16 protein-coding genes are annotated in these 16333 nt (G+C 63.9%); 7 read left to right on the forward strand and 9 right to left on the reverse strand.

Annotated elements, in window-relative coordinates:
• Positions 1–5: 5 nt before the first annotated feature.
• Positions 6–467, reverse strand: coding sequence for a hypothetical protein (locus IVB48_RS11885; protein WP_247400051.1), 462 nt, complete (start codon positions 465–467; stop codon positions 6–8).
• Between IVB48_RS11885 and IVB48_RS11890 the strand changes: the two genes are divergently transcribed.
• Both IVB48_RS11890 and IVB48_RS11895 read left to right on the forward strand, forming a co-directional pair.
• Entirely contained in the window at positions 466–639 is a 174-nt protein-coding gene (locus IVB48_RS11890; RefSeq protein WP_167552273.1) for a hypothetical protein, read from the forward strand. The two genes, IVB48_RS11885 and IVB48_RS11890, sit on opposite strands and share 2 nt — an antisense overlap.
• Positions 640–653: 14 nt before the next feature.
• Positions 654–863, forward strand: a complete 210-nt coding sequence (locus IVB48_RS11895) for a hypothetical protein (RefSeq protein WP_247400052.1) — start codon at positions 654–656, stop codon at positions 861–863.
• Between the two features lie 20 nt (positions 864–883).
• On the opposite strand, the gene IVB48_RS11900 is transcribed toward IVB48_RS11895, so the two are convergent.
• The gene (locus tag IVB48_RS11900; protein ID WP_027565834.1) at positions 884–1222 is read right to left on the reverse strand and encodes a response regulator; all 339 of its coding nucleotides are present in this window, start codon (positions 1220–1222) and stop codon (positions 884–886) included.
• Between the two features lie 167 nt (positions 1223–1389).
• Between IVB48_RS11900 and IVB48_RS11905 the strand changes: the two genes are divergently transcribed.
• On the forward strand, positions 1390–2163 hold the full coding sequence (locus IVB48_RS11905; protein WP_247400053.1) for an SDR family NAD(P)-dependent oxidoreductase: 774 nt from the start codon (positions 1390–1392) through the stop codon (positions 2161–2163).
• 193 nt (positions 2164–2356) lie between these two features.
• Here the strand turns inward: IVB48_RS11905 and IVB48_RS11910 are convergent, their stop codons facing one another.
• Positions 2357–2839 (reverse strand): MarR family transcriptional regulator, encoded by a 483-nt coding sequence (locus IVB48_RS11910; protein ID WP_247400066.1) that lies wholly within the window; start codon positions 2837–2839, stop codon positions 2357–2359.
• 44 nt (positions 2840–2883) lie between these two features.
• Between IVB48_RS11910 and IVB48_RS11915 the strand changes: the two genes are divergently transcribed.
• Positions 2884–4401, forward strand: coding sequence for an FAD-dependent oxidoreductase (locus tag IVB48_RS11915; protein ID WP_247400054.1), 1518 nt, complete (start codon positions 2884–2886; stop codon positions 4399–4401).
• 300 nt (positions 4402–4701) lie between these two features.
• On the opposite strand, the gene lepA is transcribed toward IVB48_RS11915, so the two are convergent.
• The gene (gene lepA / locus IVB48_RS11920; protein ID WP_018460061.1) at positions 4702–6513 is read right to left on the reverse strand and encodes a translation elongation factor 4; all 1812 of its coding nucleotides are present in this window, start codon (positions 6511–6513) and stop codon (positions 4702–4704) included.
• Between the two features lie 126 nt (positions 6514–6639).
• Here lepA and IVB48_RS11925 point away from each other — a divergent pair, with 126 nt between their 5' ends.
• Positions 6640–8265 (forward strand): glycosyltransferase family 39 protein, encoded by a 1626-nt coding sequence (locus tag IVB48_RS11925; RefSeq protein WP_247400067.1) that lies wholly within the window; start codon positions 6640–6642, stop codon positions 8263–8265.
• A gap of 15 nt (positions 8266–8280) precedes the next feature.
• On the opposite strand, the gene IVB48_RS11930 is transcribed toward IVB48_RS11925, so the two are convergent.
• The 5 genes from IVB48_RS11930 to IVB48_RS11950 all read right to left on the reverse strand — a co-directional run bounded on the left by IVB48_RS11930 (position 8281) and on the right by IVB48_RS11950 (position 12274).
• Positions 8281–8598: an HPr family phosphocarrier protein gene (locus tag IVB48_RS11930; protein WP_018460059.1), complete on the reverse strand. Its 318-nt coding sequence runs from the start codon at positions 8596–8598 to the stop codon at positions 8281–8283.
• Entirely contained in the window at positions 8595–8996 is a 402-nt protein-coding gene (locus IVB48_RS11935) for a PTS sugar transporter subunit IIA (RefSeq protein WP_007597752.1), read from the reverse strand. Before IVB48_RS11935 ends, IVB48_RS11930 begins: the two co-directional genes overlap by 4 nt.
• Before the next feature lie 133 nt (positions 8997–9129).
• Positions 9130–9654 carry an HPr kinase/phosphatase C-terminal domain-containing protein gene (locus IVB48_RS11940; protein ID WP_247400056.1) on the reverse strand — a complete coding sequence of 175 codons (525 nt, stop codon included), beginning with the start codon at positions 9652–9654 and terminating at the stop codon, positions 9130–9132.
• Positions 9651–11456, reverse strand: a complete 1806-nt coding sequence (locus IVB48_RS11945; RefSeq protein WP_247285400.1) for a sensor histidine kinase — start codon at positions 11454–11456, stop codon at positions 9651–9653. The genes IVB48_RS11940 and IVB48_RS11945 overlap by 4 nt, the downstream gene beginning before the upstream one ends.
• Before the next feature lie 116 nt (positions 11457–11572).
• Positions 11573–12274: a response regulator transcription factor gene (locus tag IVB48_RS11950; protein ID WP_007597749.1), complete on the reverse strand. Its 702-nt coding sequence runs from the start codon at positions 12272–12274 to the stop codon at positions 11573–11575.
• 241 nt (positions 12275–12515) lie between these two features.
• Here IVB48_RS11950 and IVB48_RS11955 point away from each other — a divergent pair, with 241 nt between their 5' ends.
• A complete protein-coding gene (locus tag IVB48_RS11955; RefSeq protein WP_247400058.1) occupies positions 12516–13265 on the forward strand; it encodes a DUF2470 domain-containing protein in 750 nt (249 codons plus the stop codon).
• Positions 13266–13328: 63 nt separating this feature from the next.
• Positions 13329–15923 (forward strand): CHAT domain-containing tetratricopeptide repeat protein, encoded by a 2595-nt coding sequence (locus tag IVB48_RS11960; protein ID WP_247400060.1) that lies wholly within the window; start codon positions 13329–13331, stop codon positions 15921–15923.
• The last annotated feature ends 410 nt before the right edge of the window (positions 15924–16333 follow it).

Below are 16333 nucleotides of genomic sequence, written 5' to 3' on the forward strand. Positions count from 1 at the left end.
GCAAGCTATTGCAGTCCCAGACCGCTACAGTACCACGCCATATCTTCGTGTCTCCAGCCGCGCTTGACGCCTGACTCCTTGCATTCGTTGTAGGTCTTGAAGTTTGCTCCGTTTCGGCAGCCTGACGGGTAGCTCCCAAAGCCGCCACCCGAGGTGGAACATGCGACCGAGCTGGCCGCCGTGGTCGGGGCGGCCATCGCTTTGGGAGCTGCGTTCGCTGATGTGATCGACAGAATCATCAAGCCCCCCAGCGCAAAAACCGAAGCTTTCATTGCCTTCTCCTGATTGGCGGATGCCTGATACGATCTAAGGATGTGTTTTAGCAGTAAATGCAACCTGAATGAAAGAGCCCGCGCGGCAGGCGCTTTCTCGTTTTTTCCGTTCGACAGCAAACCGCGACTGCGTTGTTCCTCGAAAGGAACGGTCGGGAGCTCAAGGCGTTTGAGGTAGCGAAAGGACACTTCCATGACCGAAAAATTCGATCCGGCACCGCCGGATAAGAACGCGGAAGATCTCAAGCGTGGCATCCGACGCGACAAGGCCAAGGACGACGAGTTGGACAAGGGCTTGAAGGACAGTTTCCCGGCGTCGGACCCGGTGAGCAGCACCCAGGCGTCCAAGGCAACACCGGACGCATGAAGGAGGGATAGACTATGGGCCTCGCAGCCTATGATATTGTTGGCAGGGACGGTGCATGGCACGTCGACCACGATGGCGAAGTCCGGAACACTTACCAGACCAAGGAAGCCGCTTTCGAGGCGGCCGTTGCGGCGGCATCGCTCGCCATGCGGCAGGGGCACTCCGTCCGGCTGACGGTGCCGGAGAGCCAGAACGCCGTCGGCGCAGAAAATTCGGGCGGATGACCTTCGAGGGCATTCTGATTCTACACGGCCGCCAGCAAATGGGCGGGCGCGAACGGCTTGTGCAAAAAGGTCGTGTTGGGCGGGAGGGGCGCCATCACCGTCCCGGACATCAGCACGATGTTGAGCCCGGGATGCGCACTGCGAGCGTACTCCGCGAGCTCGAGCCCGGTCATTCTCCCAGCGAGGTTGTGATCAGTGATGAGCGCCCGTAGCTCATTGCCAGTAGACGCCACGATTAGCTCCGCCGCTTCTGCGGTGGCACATTCGACGACTTCGAACCCTTCGTCCTTGAGAAGGTCGGATAGAACTTCGCGCTGGAGCGAGTCGTCCTCGACCAGCAGCATGACGAAATTCGACATGCGGTCATTCCCAACTTATCGGATGTTAATGCGCTTCTTCGAGGATTGTTCGGTTGTGATGTCTTCGTTCGGCGCTCCCGTTCGCCACGGCATGATCAGTCGAACATGTTGCATTCTCGTTGAGGTTTCGAGGCAGGCGCCGAAGCGGGGATCGAACAGGAGTGGCCATGGCAATCGTCTTCATCACGGGCAGCACGGACGGTTTGGGCCGCGCAGCTGCCCAGTCTCTCCTCGAACAGGGCCACCAGGTCGTCCTGCACGCGCGATCGGCGGAACGTGCGGCGGCAATCGCCGGGCTTGAATCGCATTCCGCACGGGTCGTGATCGGCGATCTCAAGAGCGTCGCCCAGACGAGGCACGTGGCAGACCAGGTCAACGCAATCGGACGAATGGACGCGGTCATCCACAACGCCGGGGTCTATACCGAGCGCAGCCGCGGCCCGACGCCCGAAGGCCACGCCACCACCCTGGCGGTCAACACGCTCGCGCCCTATTTGCTCACCGCCCTGATGAAACGCCCCGATCGGCTGGTGTATCTCAGCAGCGGACTCCATCGCGGCGGAGAGGGATCGTTGGGCGATCTCGACTGGGCGAGGCGAACCTGGGATCCGGCCAAGGCGTACGCGGAGAGCAAGCTGCACATGGTCGCACTGGCCTTTGCCCTGGCGCGGCGTTGGCCGCAGGTGCTGAGCAACGCCGTCGATCCCGGCTGGGTCCGCACCAAAATGGGCGGTGCCGGAGCGCCGGTCGGCGTGGCCACTGGACAACGGACGCAGACCTGGCTCGCGGTGAGCGATGATCCCGCCGCCCTGGTCAGCGGTCGTTACTGGCATGACCTCCGGCAACAAGAGCCGGCGCACGAAGCGACCGATCCCGATTTTCAGGAGAGACTTCTCGACAGGCTGGGCGAGTTGACCGGGGTGACGTTGCCTCCGGCATAGAAGCGATTCGCCCGAAGCTCGTAGGATGGGTAGAGCGGAAGCGAAACCCATCAAACTTCTAGACTGCGCTCGTCGGGCGATGGGTTTCGCAAGAGCTCAACCCATCCTGCGAGCTTCACTGGCTTGAGATGCCGACAGCGCACGCAAGCACGCCTTCTCTCTGGGTCGTATCCGTCTCTGGGTCGTATCCGTTTCAGCCCTGCGGCTGGTCCTTCATGGCATCTGCGAATTTGCGCATGAGCCTCACAAGGTCATCGATCTCGGCCGGCTTCCAGCTTGCGAAGATCGCGGTGCCGATGCGTTCGCGCGCCGCATCGATATGCACGGTCATTTCCTTGCCTTGCCTGGTCACCACCGCCTCGCGCACGCGCCGGTCGGTTTCATTCGCCCGGCGATCCACCAAACCAAGGCTCTCGAGCTTTGCGACCTGCCTGCTGACCGTCGTGTGATCGCGGCCGGTTCTCGCGGCCAGCTCCACGATGCTGATTGGCCCCAGCCGTTCGATGCCCACAAGCAGTGGGAAGAGTGCCCGATCGAGCCGAATACCCGCTTCCTTGATCAGGACCTCATCGCGATCCGGCCGGTTTATGACGCTCACGATGTCGAGCAGTGCGCCATGGATCACCCGGATCTGTTCCGAGATGCGTGTATTTTGCACGGTTTTTGTTGACATGATTCTGCTTCTCCGATTACGTGCAAAATACACGGAAAGGAAAGATCATGACAACCAGATATGAAACCGAGGTGCTTATCTGCGGCGCCGGCGCGGCTGGATTGACGCTGGCAATCGAACTCGCCCGGCGCGGCGTGCCGTTCCGCCTGATCGAGAAGATGGACGATGCATTCCGCGGCTCCCGCGGGAAGGGCATTCAGCCGCGGACGCAGGAGATATTCGAGGACCTCGGCATTCTCGATCGTCTGGTCGCTGCCGGGGGTCTGTACCCGATGCCGCGCGAGTATCGTCCCGATGGCAGCTTTTCCGAGAAGGCTCCGTTCGAGCCGTCAGAGCCAAGCGCAGCCGAGCCCTTCCACATTCCGCTCATGGTGCCGCAGTTCTTGACCGAGCGGGTGATGCGAGAACGCCTGCTCGAGCTTGGGTATGAGCCGGAGTTCGGCTGCGAACTGGTCTCCTTCGAGCAGGACGAGGATGGCGTGACCGCGCGTCTCGCCCGCAAGGCCGCAGAGGAGGTCATCCGTGTTGGCTACCTTGTCGGCACGGACGGCGGGCGCAGCTTCGTTCGCAAGACGCTCGGCATCGATTTCCCGGGCAAGACACTGGGCGTCCGCGCCGTCGTTGCCGATATCAATTTGACCGGCTTCGGGCGCGACGCCTGGCACCGCTTCAACGAAGGCGACATGGAGCGGCAGATCTCGGTCTGCCCGCTGGCAGGCACCGAACTCTTTCAGTTGCAGGCTCCCGTTCCGCTCGAGGGAGATGTCGATCTGTCCGAGGACGGCCTCACCGCGATGTTGACCGGACGCACCGGCCGGAAAGATGTTTGCGTTCACTCGGTATCCTGGGCCTCGGCCTTCACCATGAACGCGCGCCTCGCCGACCATTACCGCGTCGGCCGCGTCTTCCTGGCGGGCGACGCCGCGCACACACATCCGCCAACCGGCGGCCTAGGGCTCAATACCAGCGTTCAGGACGCCTATAACCTCGGATGGAAGCTTGCGGCCGTGCTCGCCTCTCGGGCTCCGGCTGCGCTTCTCGATACCTATGAGGAAGAACGGCGGCCGATCGCGGCGGCGACGCTGGGACTGGCGACCAAGTTGCTGGATGCGACCAAGCGAGGAGACAGCCGGCGCGGCAGAGAGGTTCAGCAACTAGACATCGGTTATGCGGGCTCCCCGTTGGCGCTGGACGCGCCCGAGCGTCGCGGCCTCGTCGTCGCAGGAAACCGTGCACCCGATGCACCGCTTCAAGGTTCGGCAGGCAAGACGCGGCGGCTGTTTGAGCTGTTCGCCGGGGCCCATTGGACGCTTCTCGCGTTCAACGCGGAGCGGAACCTCATAGCGCCACGCGCCGGTCTGCATATTCATCACATTGGTGCCGGCGGGGACCTTGCCGACAGCGACGGTTATTTCGAGGGCGCCTATGCGCCTGAGCCAGGTCAATGGTGGCTGGTGCGGCCGGACGGATATGTCGGTGCGGTGGTCTCGTCAGTCGATGTGGGGCGGCTGGATGGCTACTTCGCGACAGTCGGGCTCGTCGGGGAGACCGAGGTCAGTGGCTAAGCGATAACCGCATGGTCTGGGGCACGCCGTGCCTTCGGGGGTCGAATGAAGAACGAGAAGCCACACAAGGGGCTTCCAGCTGTTTCATGCGGCAGCCGGCGGAGTGCGACGATGGCATCATGCTCCTGTTTTGCCCGACGAGTCAAATAGATTTCGTAAAATCGGAAGCTCGAAAAAACTCAATGCCGGCAAAGGGCCGGCTACTGTGCATGGGGTTGTTTTCGCGTTTTTTGTTGTCCGGCCCTAAAGGTCCCGAACCGGACCTGTGTCGTCTCGCTCGAGCCGGGCGGGGCGCTCGCCTCAGCTATCCACCTTCAGCGCGGCAATAAAAGCTTCCTGCGGGATGTCGACCTTGCCGAACTGCCGCATCTTCTTCTTGCCTTCCTTCTGCTTCTCCAGAAGTTTGCGCTTACGGGTGATGTCGCCGCCGTAGCACTTTGCGGTGACGTCCTTGCGCAGCGCGCGCACCGTTTCGCGCGCGATCACCTTGCCGCCGATCGCTGCCTGGATCGGGATCTGGAACATGTGCGGCGGGATCAAGTCCTTCATCTTCTCGACCATGGCGCGGCCGCGGCCTTCGGCACGGGTGCGATGCACCAGCATCGAGAGCGCGTCGACCGGCTCGTTGTTGACGAGGATCTGCATCTTCACCAGATCGGCCGGCTTGTAGTCGGTGAGATGATAGTCGAACGAGGCATAGCCCTTGGAGACCGACTTCAAGCGGTCGTAGAAGTCGAACACGACCTCGTTGAGCGGCAGATCGTATTTCACCATGGCGCGGGAGCCGACATAGGTCAGCTCCTTCTGCGAGCCGCGGCGGTCCTGGCACAGCTTCAGCACGCTGCCGAGATATTCGTCGGGGGTGAGGATCGTCGCCTCGATCCAGGGCTCCTGGATCTCCGCAATCTTGACCACGTCCGGCATGTCGACAGGATTGTGAATCGAGATTTCCTGCCCGTCGGTCAGGCTCATCTTGTAGATCACGCTCGGCGCGGTCGCGATCAGGTTGAGATCGAATTCCCGCGACAGACGCTCCTGGATGATCTCCAGATGCAACAGCCCGAGGAAGCCGCAGCGGAAGCCGAAGCCGAGTGCGGCCGAGGTCTCCATCTCGTAGGAGAAGCTGGCATCGTTGAGGCGCAGCTTGCCCATCGCCGCGCGCAAGGTCTCGAAGTCATCGGCGTCGGCGGGGAACAGGCCGCAGAACACCACGGGTATGGCCGGCTTGAAGCCCGCCAACATCTCGGTGACAGGCTTCTTGTCGTCGGTGATGGTGTCGCCGACGCGGGTGTCGGCCACTTCCTTGATCGCGGCGGTGATGAAGCCGATCTCGCCCGGGCCGAGCTCGTCGACCTGCGTCATCTTCGGGGTGAAGAAGCCGACGCGCTCGATGTCATAGGCCGCGCCCGTGCCCATCATGCGGACCCGGCTGCCCTTCTTCATGACGCCGTCGACGACGCGGATCAGCACCACCACGCCGAGATAGACGTCGTACCAGCTGTCGACCAGCAACGCCTTCAGCGTCGCCTCGCGGTCGCCCTTCGGCGGCGGCAGGCGGGTGACGATCGCCTCCAGCACATCGGGCACGCCGAGGCCGGTCTTGGCCGAGATCATCACGGACTCGGAGGCGTCGATGCCGATGACGTCCTCGATCTGCTGCTTGACCTTCTCCGGCTCTGCGGCGGGAAGGTCGACCTTGTTCAGGACCGGAACGATCTCATGCCCCGCATCGAGCGCGTGGTAGACGTTGGCGAGCGTCTGTGCCTCCACGCCTTGACTGGCATCGACCACCAGCAGGGAACCCTCGCAGGCCGCCAGCGACCGCGAGACTTCGTAGGCGAAGTCGACATGGCCGGGCGTGTCCATCAGGTTGAAGATGTAATCCTTGCCGTCCTTGGCGCGGTAGGCGAGGCGCACCGTCTGCGCCTTGATGGTGATGCCGCGCTCGCGCTCGATGTCCATGGAATCGAGCACCTGCTCCTTGCCCGCCATTTCCCGGTCGGTGAGGCCGCCGGTCATCTGGATCAGGCGGTCGGCCAGCGTCGATTTGCCATGGTCGATATGGGCGACGATGGAGAAATTGCGGATGTTGGAAATGGGGACGGTCGTCATGGGCGCGGGATACCACTCACACCCCCGTGCGGCAACCATATTGCTGTAATTTCAGGGCCTTTGTTCACGCCAAGCTGATTCCACGAAGGCCCGAAACGCGCTACGCAACGCCTGATGTCCAGGCCCATGTCCACGACCTCGATCCCGTCTGCCCGAGCCCGCGCGAAGACCCGGGTGAGCTATGCCCGCTTTCGGGCCTGGCTGGTTGCCAGCGCGACCCGCCCCGAGGCACGCCTGTGGCTGGTGATCCAGCTCGCGATCCTGCATGCGGTGCTCTGGACCTTCATCCTGATCAATCTGAAGGCCGCGCAGGACGTTCACATGGACGTCGCGGAAGCCTGGGGCTGGGGCCAAAAATTCCTATGGGGCTATGGCAAGCACCCGCCGCTGTCGGGCTGGGTCGCCGGCCTCTGGTTCACAGTGTTCCCGCCGACGGACTGGGCGACCTATGCGCTGGCGATGGCGACCGTCAGCACCGGTATGGTGATCTGCTGGCTCATCGCGCTGCGCGTCGTGGATGCGCGGCGCGCGTTCCTGGTCGTGGTGATGGTCGCGCTCTACCCGATCTTCAATTTCAAGGGCTTCAAGTACAATCCCGACCTGCTCCAGCTCGTCACTTTGCCGCTCCTCGTGCTCGCTTATCTCAATGCGTTCGAGAAGCGGAGCTGGCAATCCGGAGTCCTGCTCGGCCTTGCCGGCGCGCTGGCGCTGATGACCAAATATTGGGTGCTGACCATGATCGGCGCCATCGGGCTTGCCGCGCTGATACATCCGGAGCGAATGAGGTTCTTGTCGTCACCGGCGCCATGGGCTGCGATCGCGACGATGGTGGTGGCGATGATTCCGCACATCGTCTGGCTGGCGGACGCGCATTTCGTGCCGCTGACCTATGCCGGCGATACCTACAGCCTCGAGGACAGCGGCCAGGTGCATCAGCTCGTGGCCGGCTATGCCCTGCATAATGTCGCGCTGCTGGCATTGCCGGTGGCGCTGGCCGCGCTGGCGATGGCGCTGGTGCCGCCTTGGTTCAGGCTGCTCCTGCGTGCGCCCTGGCGCATCGTCACGCGGGCCTGGGCCCGCGGCGCGAATGCGAGCGTGAACCTTTCGCAGGCGCGCAACGTCTGGCTCATTCAGATCATCGTCGCGGTCGGACCCGCGCTCGGCGCGCTGGCCTTCAGCATCTACATGAAGACCGATTGGGGCATCTCGCTGTTCTTCCTGGTGCCGCTCGCGCTGGTCGCGATCCCGGCGCTGCGGGTGCAGAGTGCTGCGGTGTTCAACATTGTCGCGATCTGGCTCGTGCTCAGCGTCGCCACGCTCGCTGCCTCGCCCTGGATCGCCGCGCGCGAGATGGCGGCCAATGCCGGCAACACGGCGACCTATGGCGCGCGCTCGGATCTCGCGCGCGAGCTGACGCAGGCCTGGCACGCGCGCTTCGCCTCGCGCTGGGCGGTCGTCGCCGGCACCATGGAGTCGATCCAGCCGATGGTGTTCTACAGCCCGGATCATCCGGCCGCGTTCACGCCGCTCGAAGCCTGGGGCTCCGGGTTGATTTCGCCCGATGACGTCAAGAGATACGGCTTCATCGGCGTGTTCGACCCGGCCGACGGCCGCCTGCCGGCGTTCGAGAAATGGGTGTCCGAAGTTGCGCCGAACGCCGAGCGCATCGTGATGACGACGCGCCGTTTCACCCACGGCAAGGCCGGTCCGTCGATGAGCTGGAACATCTACATCGCGCCGCCGGGGAAGTGATCGAGGCGACGCCGCCTAAATCCCTTCCTCGTTGAATTTGCTTTCAACGAGTTCGGTGATCGCCGCCAGCGCGGCTTCGGCATCATCGCCGGAAGCGGCGACCGTGATGGTGGTGCCGGGACCGGCGGCGAGCATCATCAGGCCCATGATCGAGGTGCCGCCGACGGTTTCGCCGCCGCGCGTCACCCAGACCTGCGCGCTGAAGCGCTCCACGGCCTGGACGAACTTGGCGGAGGCCCGCGCGTGCAGGCCGCGCTTGTTGATGATCAGGAGGTCCTTGGAGATCGCGCCCGCGGGCACGCCCGTCCCGGCTTGCGGCGCCTCGTCGCTCATTTGCCGGCGAGGACGCGGCTGGCGATGGTGACGTATTTGCGGCCGGCTTCCTGGGCCATCGCGATCGCGTCCGGGAGCGGACGCTCCTCGCGCACCTTGGCAAGCTTCACCAGCATGGGAAGGTTGATGCCCGCGAGCACTTCGACCTTCGGCCGGCTCATGCAGGATATTGCCAGGTTGGACGGCGTGCCGCCGAACATGTCGGTGAGGATCGCGACGCCGTCGCCGGAATCGACGCGGTTAACCGCCTCGATGATGTCGCTTCGACAGAGATCGGAATCATCTTCGGCGCCGATCGTGATCGCTTCGATTTGCTTTTGTGGGCCCATGACATGTTCAAGCGCTGCCTTGAATTCGTCGGCAAGGCGCCCGTGGGTCACAAGTACTAGACCAATCATCGGAAAACTCCTCGCGGGCGCTTTTGGTGCACCGCACGAACGCGCCACTTTGACCATCCAGAGCCCCCGCGCAAGAGGGGATGTTGCGTATCTCCCTGAATCTAGACGGATGGATAAGGGGAGCTGCGCCGGTCTATTCGGTCGCGAGTGTGGGGTTCATATGGTTACCATTTCCCTTCAAACAATCGCCTGAAGGGTTAACGGAAGGTGAACTCTTGGTAGTGGTCAAGGCCGCGACAACCAGAGGAAGGGGCGAATAGTCGCGGCCGATTGGGATTCGCGGTATTTCGACACCTAAAATGGCTGTTTTCAGGGATTCGGCCGGCGGCAGCCGCTCCGCATCCGCGGCGTCCAGATCGACCACGAGGCCGACGGTCGCATGCTCCACAAAGTCGCAGCGCCGGATTCCGAGCCCCCGGATCTCGATCAGCCCGGCCAGGACCGGAGCGGGGCGGACCTCAATTTCGCGGCCGAGTGTCGCCAGATGGACACGGTCATCACCGACCAGAACGGCCCTTTCGAGCACGCCGCTACGTCCCGCCATGATTAAATCGAAGGCAAGGCGCGACTTGCCGGAGCCCGAGGGCCCGCGGATCAGCACCGCCAGATCTCCAACCTTGACCGCCGAGGCGTGAATGCTGGGGCCGCCGTCGCTCATAGCGCCGGCAGCCTCACCACGAAGCGCGCGCCGACAACACTAGGCGCTCCGTCCTCGTCCGCCGGGCCGGGGCGGTTCTCGGCCCAGATGCGTCCGCCATGCGCGTCGACGATCTGCTTGGAGATCGACAGGCCGAGGCCGGAGTTCTGGCCAAAGCCCTGGTGAGGGCGGTCGGTGTAGAAGCGCTCGAAGATGCGCTCCAGCGCGTCGTCGCGGATTCCGGGCCCGTCGTCGTCGACCACGATCTCGATCTCGCCGCGCACGCGGCGGCAGGTGAGGCGCACCTTGTTGCCGGGCTCGGAGAAGGACTGTGCGTTCGAGAGCAGGTTGGAGACGATCTGTCCGAGCCGCGAATCGTGGCCCGTCACGGCGAAATTGTCGGTCGGGCCGCGGCCCTCGAAACGCATTTCGACCGCGACGTCATGGCCGAGCTTGGTTTCATTGGCGACGGACACGAGCGTGGTCAGCAGGCGGCGCAGATCGACCGGGATCGCATCCTGGCGCTGCAGTTCGGCATCGAGACGGCTGGCGTCGGAGATGTCCGAAATCAGCCGGTCGAGCCGCTTGACGTCATGCTCGATCACCTCGAGCAGGCGCGCGCGGCTGTTCTCGTTGCGCGCCAGCGGCAAGGTTTCGACCGCGGAGCGCAACGAGGTCAACGGGTTCTTCAATTCGTGCGCGACGTCGGCGGCGAACATCTCGATCGCTTCGATGCGGCTGTACAGTGCACTGGTCATGTCGCGCAGCGCACCGGAGAGATGGCCGATCTCGTCACGACGACGGGTGAAGTCGGGAATCTCGACCCGGGTCCTGATCCGGCGGCGGATCAGTTCGGCGCTGTCGGCGAGCCGGCGGACCGGACCTGCGATCGTGCTGGCGAGCAGCAGCGACAGCATGATCATGACCGCGGCGGCGACGCCGCCCACCTTGAGGATCGCGAGGCGCTCGGCGGTGACCATCTGGTCGATGTCGTCGCCCTGCGTCGACAGCATCAGCGCGCCGTGGATGGCGCGCGAGCGCAGCACGGGGACCGCGACAGAGACGATCACCTCGCCGCGCGCATTGACCCGCACCATCGAGCGCTTCTGGCCCTGGAGCGCGTCGCCGACCTCCGCATAGCCATTGCCGTTCTCGGGGCCGAGCTCGCGATAGAGCGGCAGGTCGCCGCGATTGAGCCAGGTGCGGACCGCGACCATGCCGCGTTCGACCATGCCCGGCTTCTCGGCGGCGACCGACGGCAGGGGGAAGCGCACCACGGTATCGAGGCTGCGGCTGTCGACCAGCAGGCTGCCGTTCGGGTCGTAGATGCGGGCGCGCGTCTTGGTAGGCGAGATCAGCGTGCGCAGCACCGGCGCCACGCGCTCCGGATTGATCGGAAAATCCAGCGGGGAATACTCGTCCGAGCCGCCATAGGTTTCGCCCGGCTTGAGGTCGAGCAACCGGTCGGGATCGATGGTGATGGCGTTGGTCTGCACCGTCGCGGAGGCTGCGATGGCGCCGGCGATGATCTCCGCCTGCACCAGCAGGCTCTGCGCGCGCGCGTCGATCAGACCGGCGCGGAATTGCGACAGATAGAGGATGCTCGCCACCAGCGCGACGAGGCCGGCGAGGTTGAGCGAAACGATGCGGCGGGTCAGGCTCGAAAAGGACAGCGCGAAGAAGAACTGCCCGGCGCGCTTCAGCCAGTTCAGCGGACGCCAGCCCTGCACGGCCGGCTTGTCCTCGGCCAATTGATCCGGAGCGCCGTGGGCGGTGACGTCCTCGGCGTTCTGGTTCTCGTCAGGCTGCGTTCGGTCAAGCAATGCTCACGCCCGCGTTAGGACAGCTCGTGCGAAGGTCCCCGCATCCTAGAGCCATCCCGGTCCCGATGGAATCAGAACCGGCGATGCTCTCGGTCTTTCGTGGAGGCGCGCGCGCCTCAGGCTTCCTTGAAGCGGTAGCCGACGCCGTAGAGCGTCTCGATCATCTCGAACTCGTTGTCGACCACCTTGAACTTCTTGCGCAGCCGCTTGATGTGGCTGTCGATGGTGCGGTCGTCGACATAGACCTGGTCGTCATAGGCGGCGTCCATCAGCGCGTTGCGGCTCTTCACCACGCCGGGCCGGGTCGCGAGCGCCTGCAGGATCAGGAATTCGGTGACGGTCAGCGTCACCGGCTCGTTCTTCCAGGTGCAGGTGTGCCGTTCAGGATCCATGCGCAGCAGGCCGCGGTCGAGCGCCTTGGCGTCGTTCTCCTTCGGCGTGACGGTCGGGTCCTTCGGCGCCGAACGGCGCAGCACCGCCTTGACGCGCTCGACCAGCAGGCGCTGCGAGAACGGTTTGCGGATGAAGTCGTCGGCGCCCATCTTGAGGCCGAACAGCTCGTCGATCTCTTCGTCCTTGGAGGTCAGGAAGATCACGGGCAGGTCGGATTTCTGCCGCAGCCGGCGCAAGGTTTCCATGCCGTCCATGCGCGGCATCTTGATGTCGAGGATGGCAAGATCGGGTTGGGTGGTGCGGAAACCGTCGAGCGCGGAGGCGCCGTCGGTGTAGGTCATGATGCGATAGCCTTCGGCCTCCAGCGCGATCGAGACGGATGTGAGAATGTTGCGGTCGTCGTCGACCAAAGCGATTGTGGGCATGAGCCTCTGCTTTCTGCTTTCCGTTTGGGTCGTGGCTTGAAACGGCGAGCAATCCACTGATGCGCCGCATACATGGGTGCCGATGTTGGCATTCGAACGTTGTCACCGAGCAATGCAAGCTAGGCTGAAGTGTGACCAAGTTCCACGAAACACGGCAGATTCGCCGCATCTCGACCCATAACCGGGCCCCGGTTTACCCGAAAAAAGGCCCTCCATGCAACCACCTGACCCGAGAAAGCCGATGCAACCGACCCCCGATTTCGACCCCGGAAGGCTCGCCAAATCGCTGCTGCGGCGGTCACGGCAGGGGGCCCTGGCGACGTTGATGGCCGGCAGCGGCGATCCCTATTGCTCCCTGGTCAATCTGGCCAGCCATCCGGATGGCTCTCCGATCCTGCTGATCTCAGGATTGGCGGTGCACACCAGGAACATCCTGGCCGACAGCCGGGTGTCCCTGATGCTGGACGAGCGGGCGGCGGGCGATCCGCTGGAAGGCGCCCGGATCATGCTGTCCGGCCATGCCGAGCCGGCCGATGCGGACAAGGACCTGCTCCGGCGACGGTATCTCAATGCTCATCCCTCAGCGGAAACCTTTGTTTCCTTTAAGGATTTCTCCTTCTTCCGGATTCGCCCCACGGGAACCCATCTGGTCGCCGGCTTCGGCCGGATCGTCGACCTCAAGCCGGAGCAATTCCTGACCGACCTCACGGGGGCCGAGAACTTGCTGGCGGCGGAGGAGGGCGCGGTGGAGCACATGAATGCCGACCACCGCGACGCCATGGGGCTCTATGCAACAAAACTGCTGGGCGCTGCTGCCGGCGACTGGCGCTGCATAGGCTGCGATCCGGAGGGCCTCGACATGCAGGACGGCCAGACCGTCTTGCGGCTGGACTTCCCGGAGCGCGTCGCTGATGGCACGGCGCTGCGCAAGATGCTGGTTCGCCTCGCCGGCGAAGCGCGCACCAGGATGGACCAGAGCGCAACACATTGAACGCTGCTGCCCATCCCCGCGACCCAAGTTCGTTACCGGTCAGAAGGCGGCGGCGAGAGCGTCATGGCAGAATGGAATAAACTGACGCTGGTTGCGGGTTTGACGCTCGCGATCACTGCATCGCTTATCACGCCAAGCCTTGCCCAGAAAGGTCTCGCCGCGGAGAGCGCGCGGATCAACGCCCTGATGAGCGCCGGCAGATATTCGGAAGCACTGCCTGTGGCGCAAGGTATGGTCGCGAACCTGGAGAAGAGCGACACAGGTCGCGAACTCGCCGCCGCGCTGAACAACCTCGGCCAGGTTCATGCCGGTCAGGGCCACGACGATCTGGCTGAGCCGCTCTACAAGCGCGCCATCATGCTGATGGAAAAGTCGCTCGGTCTCGAAACCCCGTTGATCGGAGCCGAACTGAGCAACCTCGCCGCGCTCTACCAGCGGCAGAGCCGCTTCGCCGAGGCCGAACCTCTATTCAAGCGCGCGCTCGCCGTTCGCGAGAAGGGATTGTCGCGCGAGCATCCCGATGTCGGCCAGTCGCTCAATAATCTCGCCACGCTCTATGTGAAGCAGCAGCACTATGCCGAAGCCGAGCCGCTGTTTCAGCGCGCGCTCGCGATCTACCAGAAGGCCGGCGGACCCGAGCATCCGGCGGTGGCCACCGTCCTGAACAATCTCGGCCAGGTCTATCGCGATCTCAACCGCGATACGGACGCGGAAGCGCCGATCAAGCGCTCGCTCGCGATCCGGGAGAAGGTGCTCGGACCGGATCATCCCGACGTTGCCCGCTCGCTGAACAATCTCGCCGGCCTCTACGAGCACCAGCAACGCTACGGCGACGCCGAGCCGCTCTTTCGCCGCGCGCTGCTCATCCGCGAAAATGCGCTTGGGCCCGATCATCCTGACGTCATGACCTCGACCAGCAATCTCGCTTATTTCCTCTACGTGGCCGGGCGCACCGCGGACGCATTGCCGTTCGCGGAAAAGACGCTTCGGGGCGATCGCGCCCAGCTGCGCGTCGTGTTGCCGGTCCTGTTTGCCGCGCGCCAACAGGATCTGCTGCCCGGCGACAAGGCGCTGGACGAGGCCCTCGCCGCGATCCAGCGCGGCACACAATCGTCCGCGGCGTCCGCCGTGAACAAGCTCGCGGTGCGGCTTGCCGCCGGCAGCGACCGCCTCGCCGAGCTGGTGCGCCGGGACCAGGATCTCGCGGCTGAGTCCGAGGCACTCGACAAGGCGATCGTCACGGCGGTGTCGAAGCAATCCGCGCAGCGCGATCTCGCAACCGAGCAGCGCAGCCGCGCGCGGATTGCAACGATTGCCAACGAGCGTACGGGCTTGCTGAAGACGCTCGCGGTCGAGTTTCCCGACTACGCGTCGCTCTCCAATCCTCTGCCGTTGACGGCAAAGGACATCCAGCTGCTGCTGTCGGCCGACGAGGCGATGGTGCTCTACTCCGTCGTCGACACGCAGAGCTATGTCATCGCGATCACGCGCGAGGGCGTCGACTGGAAGGCTATTCCACTCGGCGCGGATGCGCTGACGCAGAAGGTGACGGCATTCCGCAAGGGACTCGATGTCGGCAAAGCGCGCGATGCCTCCGGCAAATCCGGATTGTTCGATCTCGCGCTCGCCAACGAACTCCATGTCGCGCTGCTCGGTCCGGTCGAGGCGTTGACAAAGGACAGGCGCAGCCTGCTGGTGGTGCCATCGGCTGCGCTGACCGCATTGCCGTTTCATCTGCTCGTCACCGAGAAGCCGCAGGCTGCGATCCCGGACACGCTCGAAGGCTATCGCGGCGCCGCCTGGCTGCTGCGGCGTCAGGCCGTCTCGGTGCTGCCGTCGGTTGTCAGTCTGAAATCGCTGCGCGCCTTCGCGCGTCGGGATCAAAGCGTGAAGCCGATGACCGGCTTCGGCGATCCCGTGTTCAGTCCTGCACTGGAAGCGCCCGCCGAGCGGCGCGCCGCGAACGGCAAGGTCGCCGCGCGCAGCATCGCGACCATTGCCTATAGCGATTTCTGGCGCGGTGCCGGCGTCGATCGCACGCGGCTCGCGCAGGCGCTGCCGCAACTGCCCGACACCGCCGATGAGTTGAACGCGGTGGCCAGGGATGTCGGGGCTGCCGAGGTCGATATTCATCTCGGCCGCGATGCCAGCGAGACGACGCTGAAGCGTGCAGCGCTTGCTCAATACGGCATCATCTACTTTGCAACCCACGGCCTCGTTGCCGGCGACATCAAGGGACTGGGTGAGCCCTCGCTCGCACTCTCCATTCCCGATCAGCCCACGGAGTTCGACGACGGTCTGCTCACCGCAAGTGAAGTCGCTCAGCTCAAGCTCAATGCGGATTGGGTTGTGCTGTCGGCCTGCAACACCATCGCGGGCGACAAGCCCGGCGCCGAGGCCCTGTCGGGACTGGCGCGCTCGTTCTTCTACGCCGGCGCGCGCGCGCTGCTGGTCTCGCACTGGGCCGTGGATTCGGAAGCTGCCACACGTCTGACCACGATGACTTTCGAGCTGCTCAAAAACGAACCAAAAATCGGCCGTGCCGAAGCCTTGCGCCGCGCAATGTTAACCTATGTTGACGACACCTCGTCACCGCGCAACGCCTATCCTGCGATGTGGGGGCCCTTCGCGCTCATCGGCGAAGGCGCGGTACGATAGGGTGGACTGCGGTTGTCCTTCAGTTGTCTTCGACATTGTGCGTCGCAATAACCTCAGGAAACGCCGAAACGCCGATTTGGTTGCGCGATCATTGTCGATTTTTTGATGCGCCTGCTCAGAGCTGACATGCGCGACGTTTGGCGCGGTCCTTGAATAAACCAAATCCTAAGGGATCAGCTTGGCAACGCCAGCGTTCATCAGTATTAGGTCGTTCCAACCGAGGCCGGACGGCCTGTAATCACGGTGACCGCGGCGGCGCCAAGCATGATCGCGCTGAGTGGGTTCTAGGAGGATTTTTCGTGCAAGAGACGGGCGTGCGCAACGGTGCCTTCGGCGCCGACAAATTCGGCTTAAAGAATCTCAAGCAGGTTCACTGGAACCTCGGTGCGCCGCAACTCTATCAATACTCG

The sequence above is a fragment of the Bradyrhizobium sp. 76 genome, from assembly GCF_023073025.1.
Taxonomy (GTDB): Bacteria; Pseudomonadota; Alphaproteobacteria; order Rhizobiales; family Xanthobacteraceae; genus Bradyrhizobium.

Excerpts from the sequence above, each read along its gene's own strand:
- IVB48_RS11890 (WP_167552273.1), top strand. The coding sequence starts at position 466 with ATGACCGAAAAATTCGATCCGGCACCGCCGGATAAGAACGCGGAAGAT.
- IVB48_RS11885 (WP_247400051.1), bottom strand. The coding sequence starts at position 467 with ATGGAAGTGTCCTTTCGCTACCTCAAACGCCTTGAGCTCCCGACCGTT.
- IVB48_RS11895 (WP_247400052.1), top strand. The coding sequence starts at position 654 with ATGGGCCTCGCAGCCTATGATATTGTTGGCAGGGACGGTGCATGGCAC.
- IVB48_RS11900 (WP_027565834.1), bottom strand. The coding sequence starts at position 1,222 with ATGTCGAATTTCGTCATGCTGCTGGTCGAGGACGACTCGCTCCAGCGC.
- IVB48_RS11905 (WP_247400053.1), top strand. The coding sequence starts at position 1,390 with ATGGCAATCGTCTTCATCACGGGCAGCACGGACGGTTTGGGCCGCGCA.
- IVB48_RS11915 (WP_247400054.1), top strand. The coding sequence starts at position 2,884 with ATGACAACCAGATATGAAACCGAGGTGCTTATCTGCGGCGCCGGCGCG.
- lepA (WP_018460061.1), bottom strand. The coding sequence starts at position 6,513 with ATGACGACCGTCCCCATTTCCAACATCCGCAATTTCTCCATCGTCGCC.
- IVB48_RS11925 (WP_247400067.1), top strand. The coding sequence starts at position 6,640 with ATGTCCACGACCTCGATCCCGTCTGCCCGAGCCCGCGCGAAGACCCGG.
- IVB48_RS11930 (WP_018460059.1), bottom strand. The coding sequence starts at position 8,598 with ATGAGCGACGAGGCGCCGCAAGCCGGGACGGGCGTGCCCGCGGGCGCG.
- IVB48_RS11935 (WP_007597752.1), bottom strand. The coding sequence starts at position 8,996 with ATGATTGGTCTAGTACTTGTGACCCACGGGCGCCTTGCCGACGAATTC.
- IVB48_RS11940 (WP_247400056.1), bottom strand. The coding sequence starts at position 9,654 with ATGAGCGACGGCGGCCCCAGCATTCACGCCTCGGCGGTCAAGGTTGGA.
- IVB48_RS11950 (WP_007597749.1), bottom strand. The coding sequence starts at position 12,274 with ATGCCCACAATCGCTTTGGTCGACGACGACCGCAACATTCTCACATCC.
- IVB48_RS11955 (WP_247400058.1), top strand. The coding sequence starts at position 12,516 with ATGCAACCGACCCCCGATTTCGACCCCGGAAGGCTCGCCAAATCGCTG.
- IVB48_RS11960 (WP_247400060.1), top strand. The coding sequence starts at position 13,329 with ATGGCAGAATGGAATAAACTGACGCTGGTTGCGGGTTTGACGCTCGCG.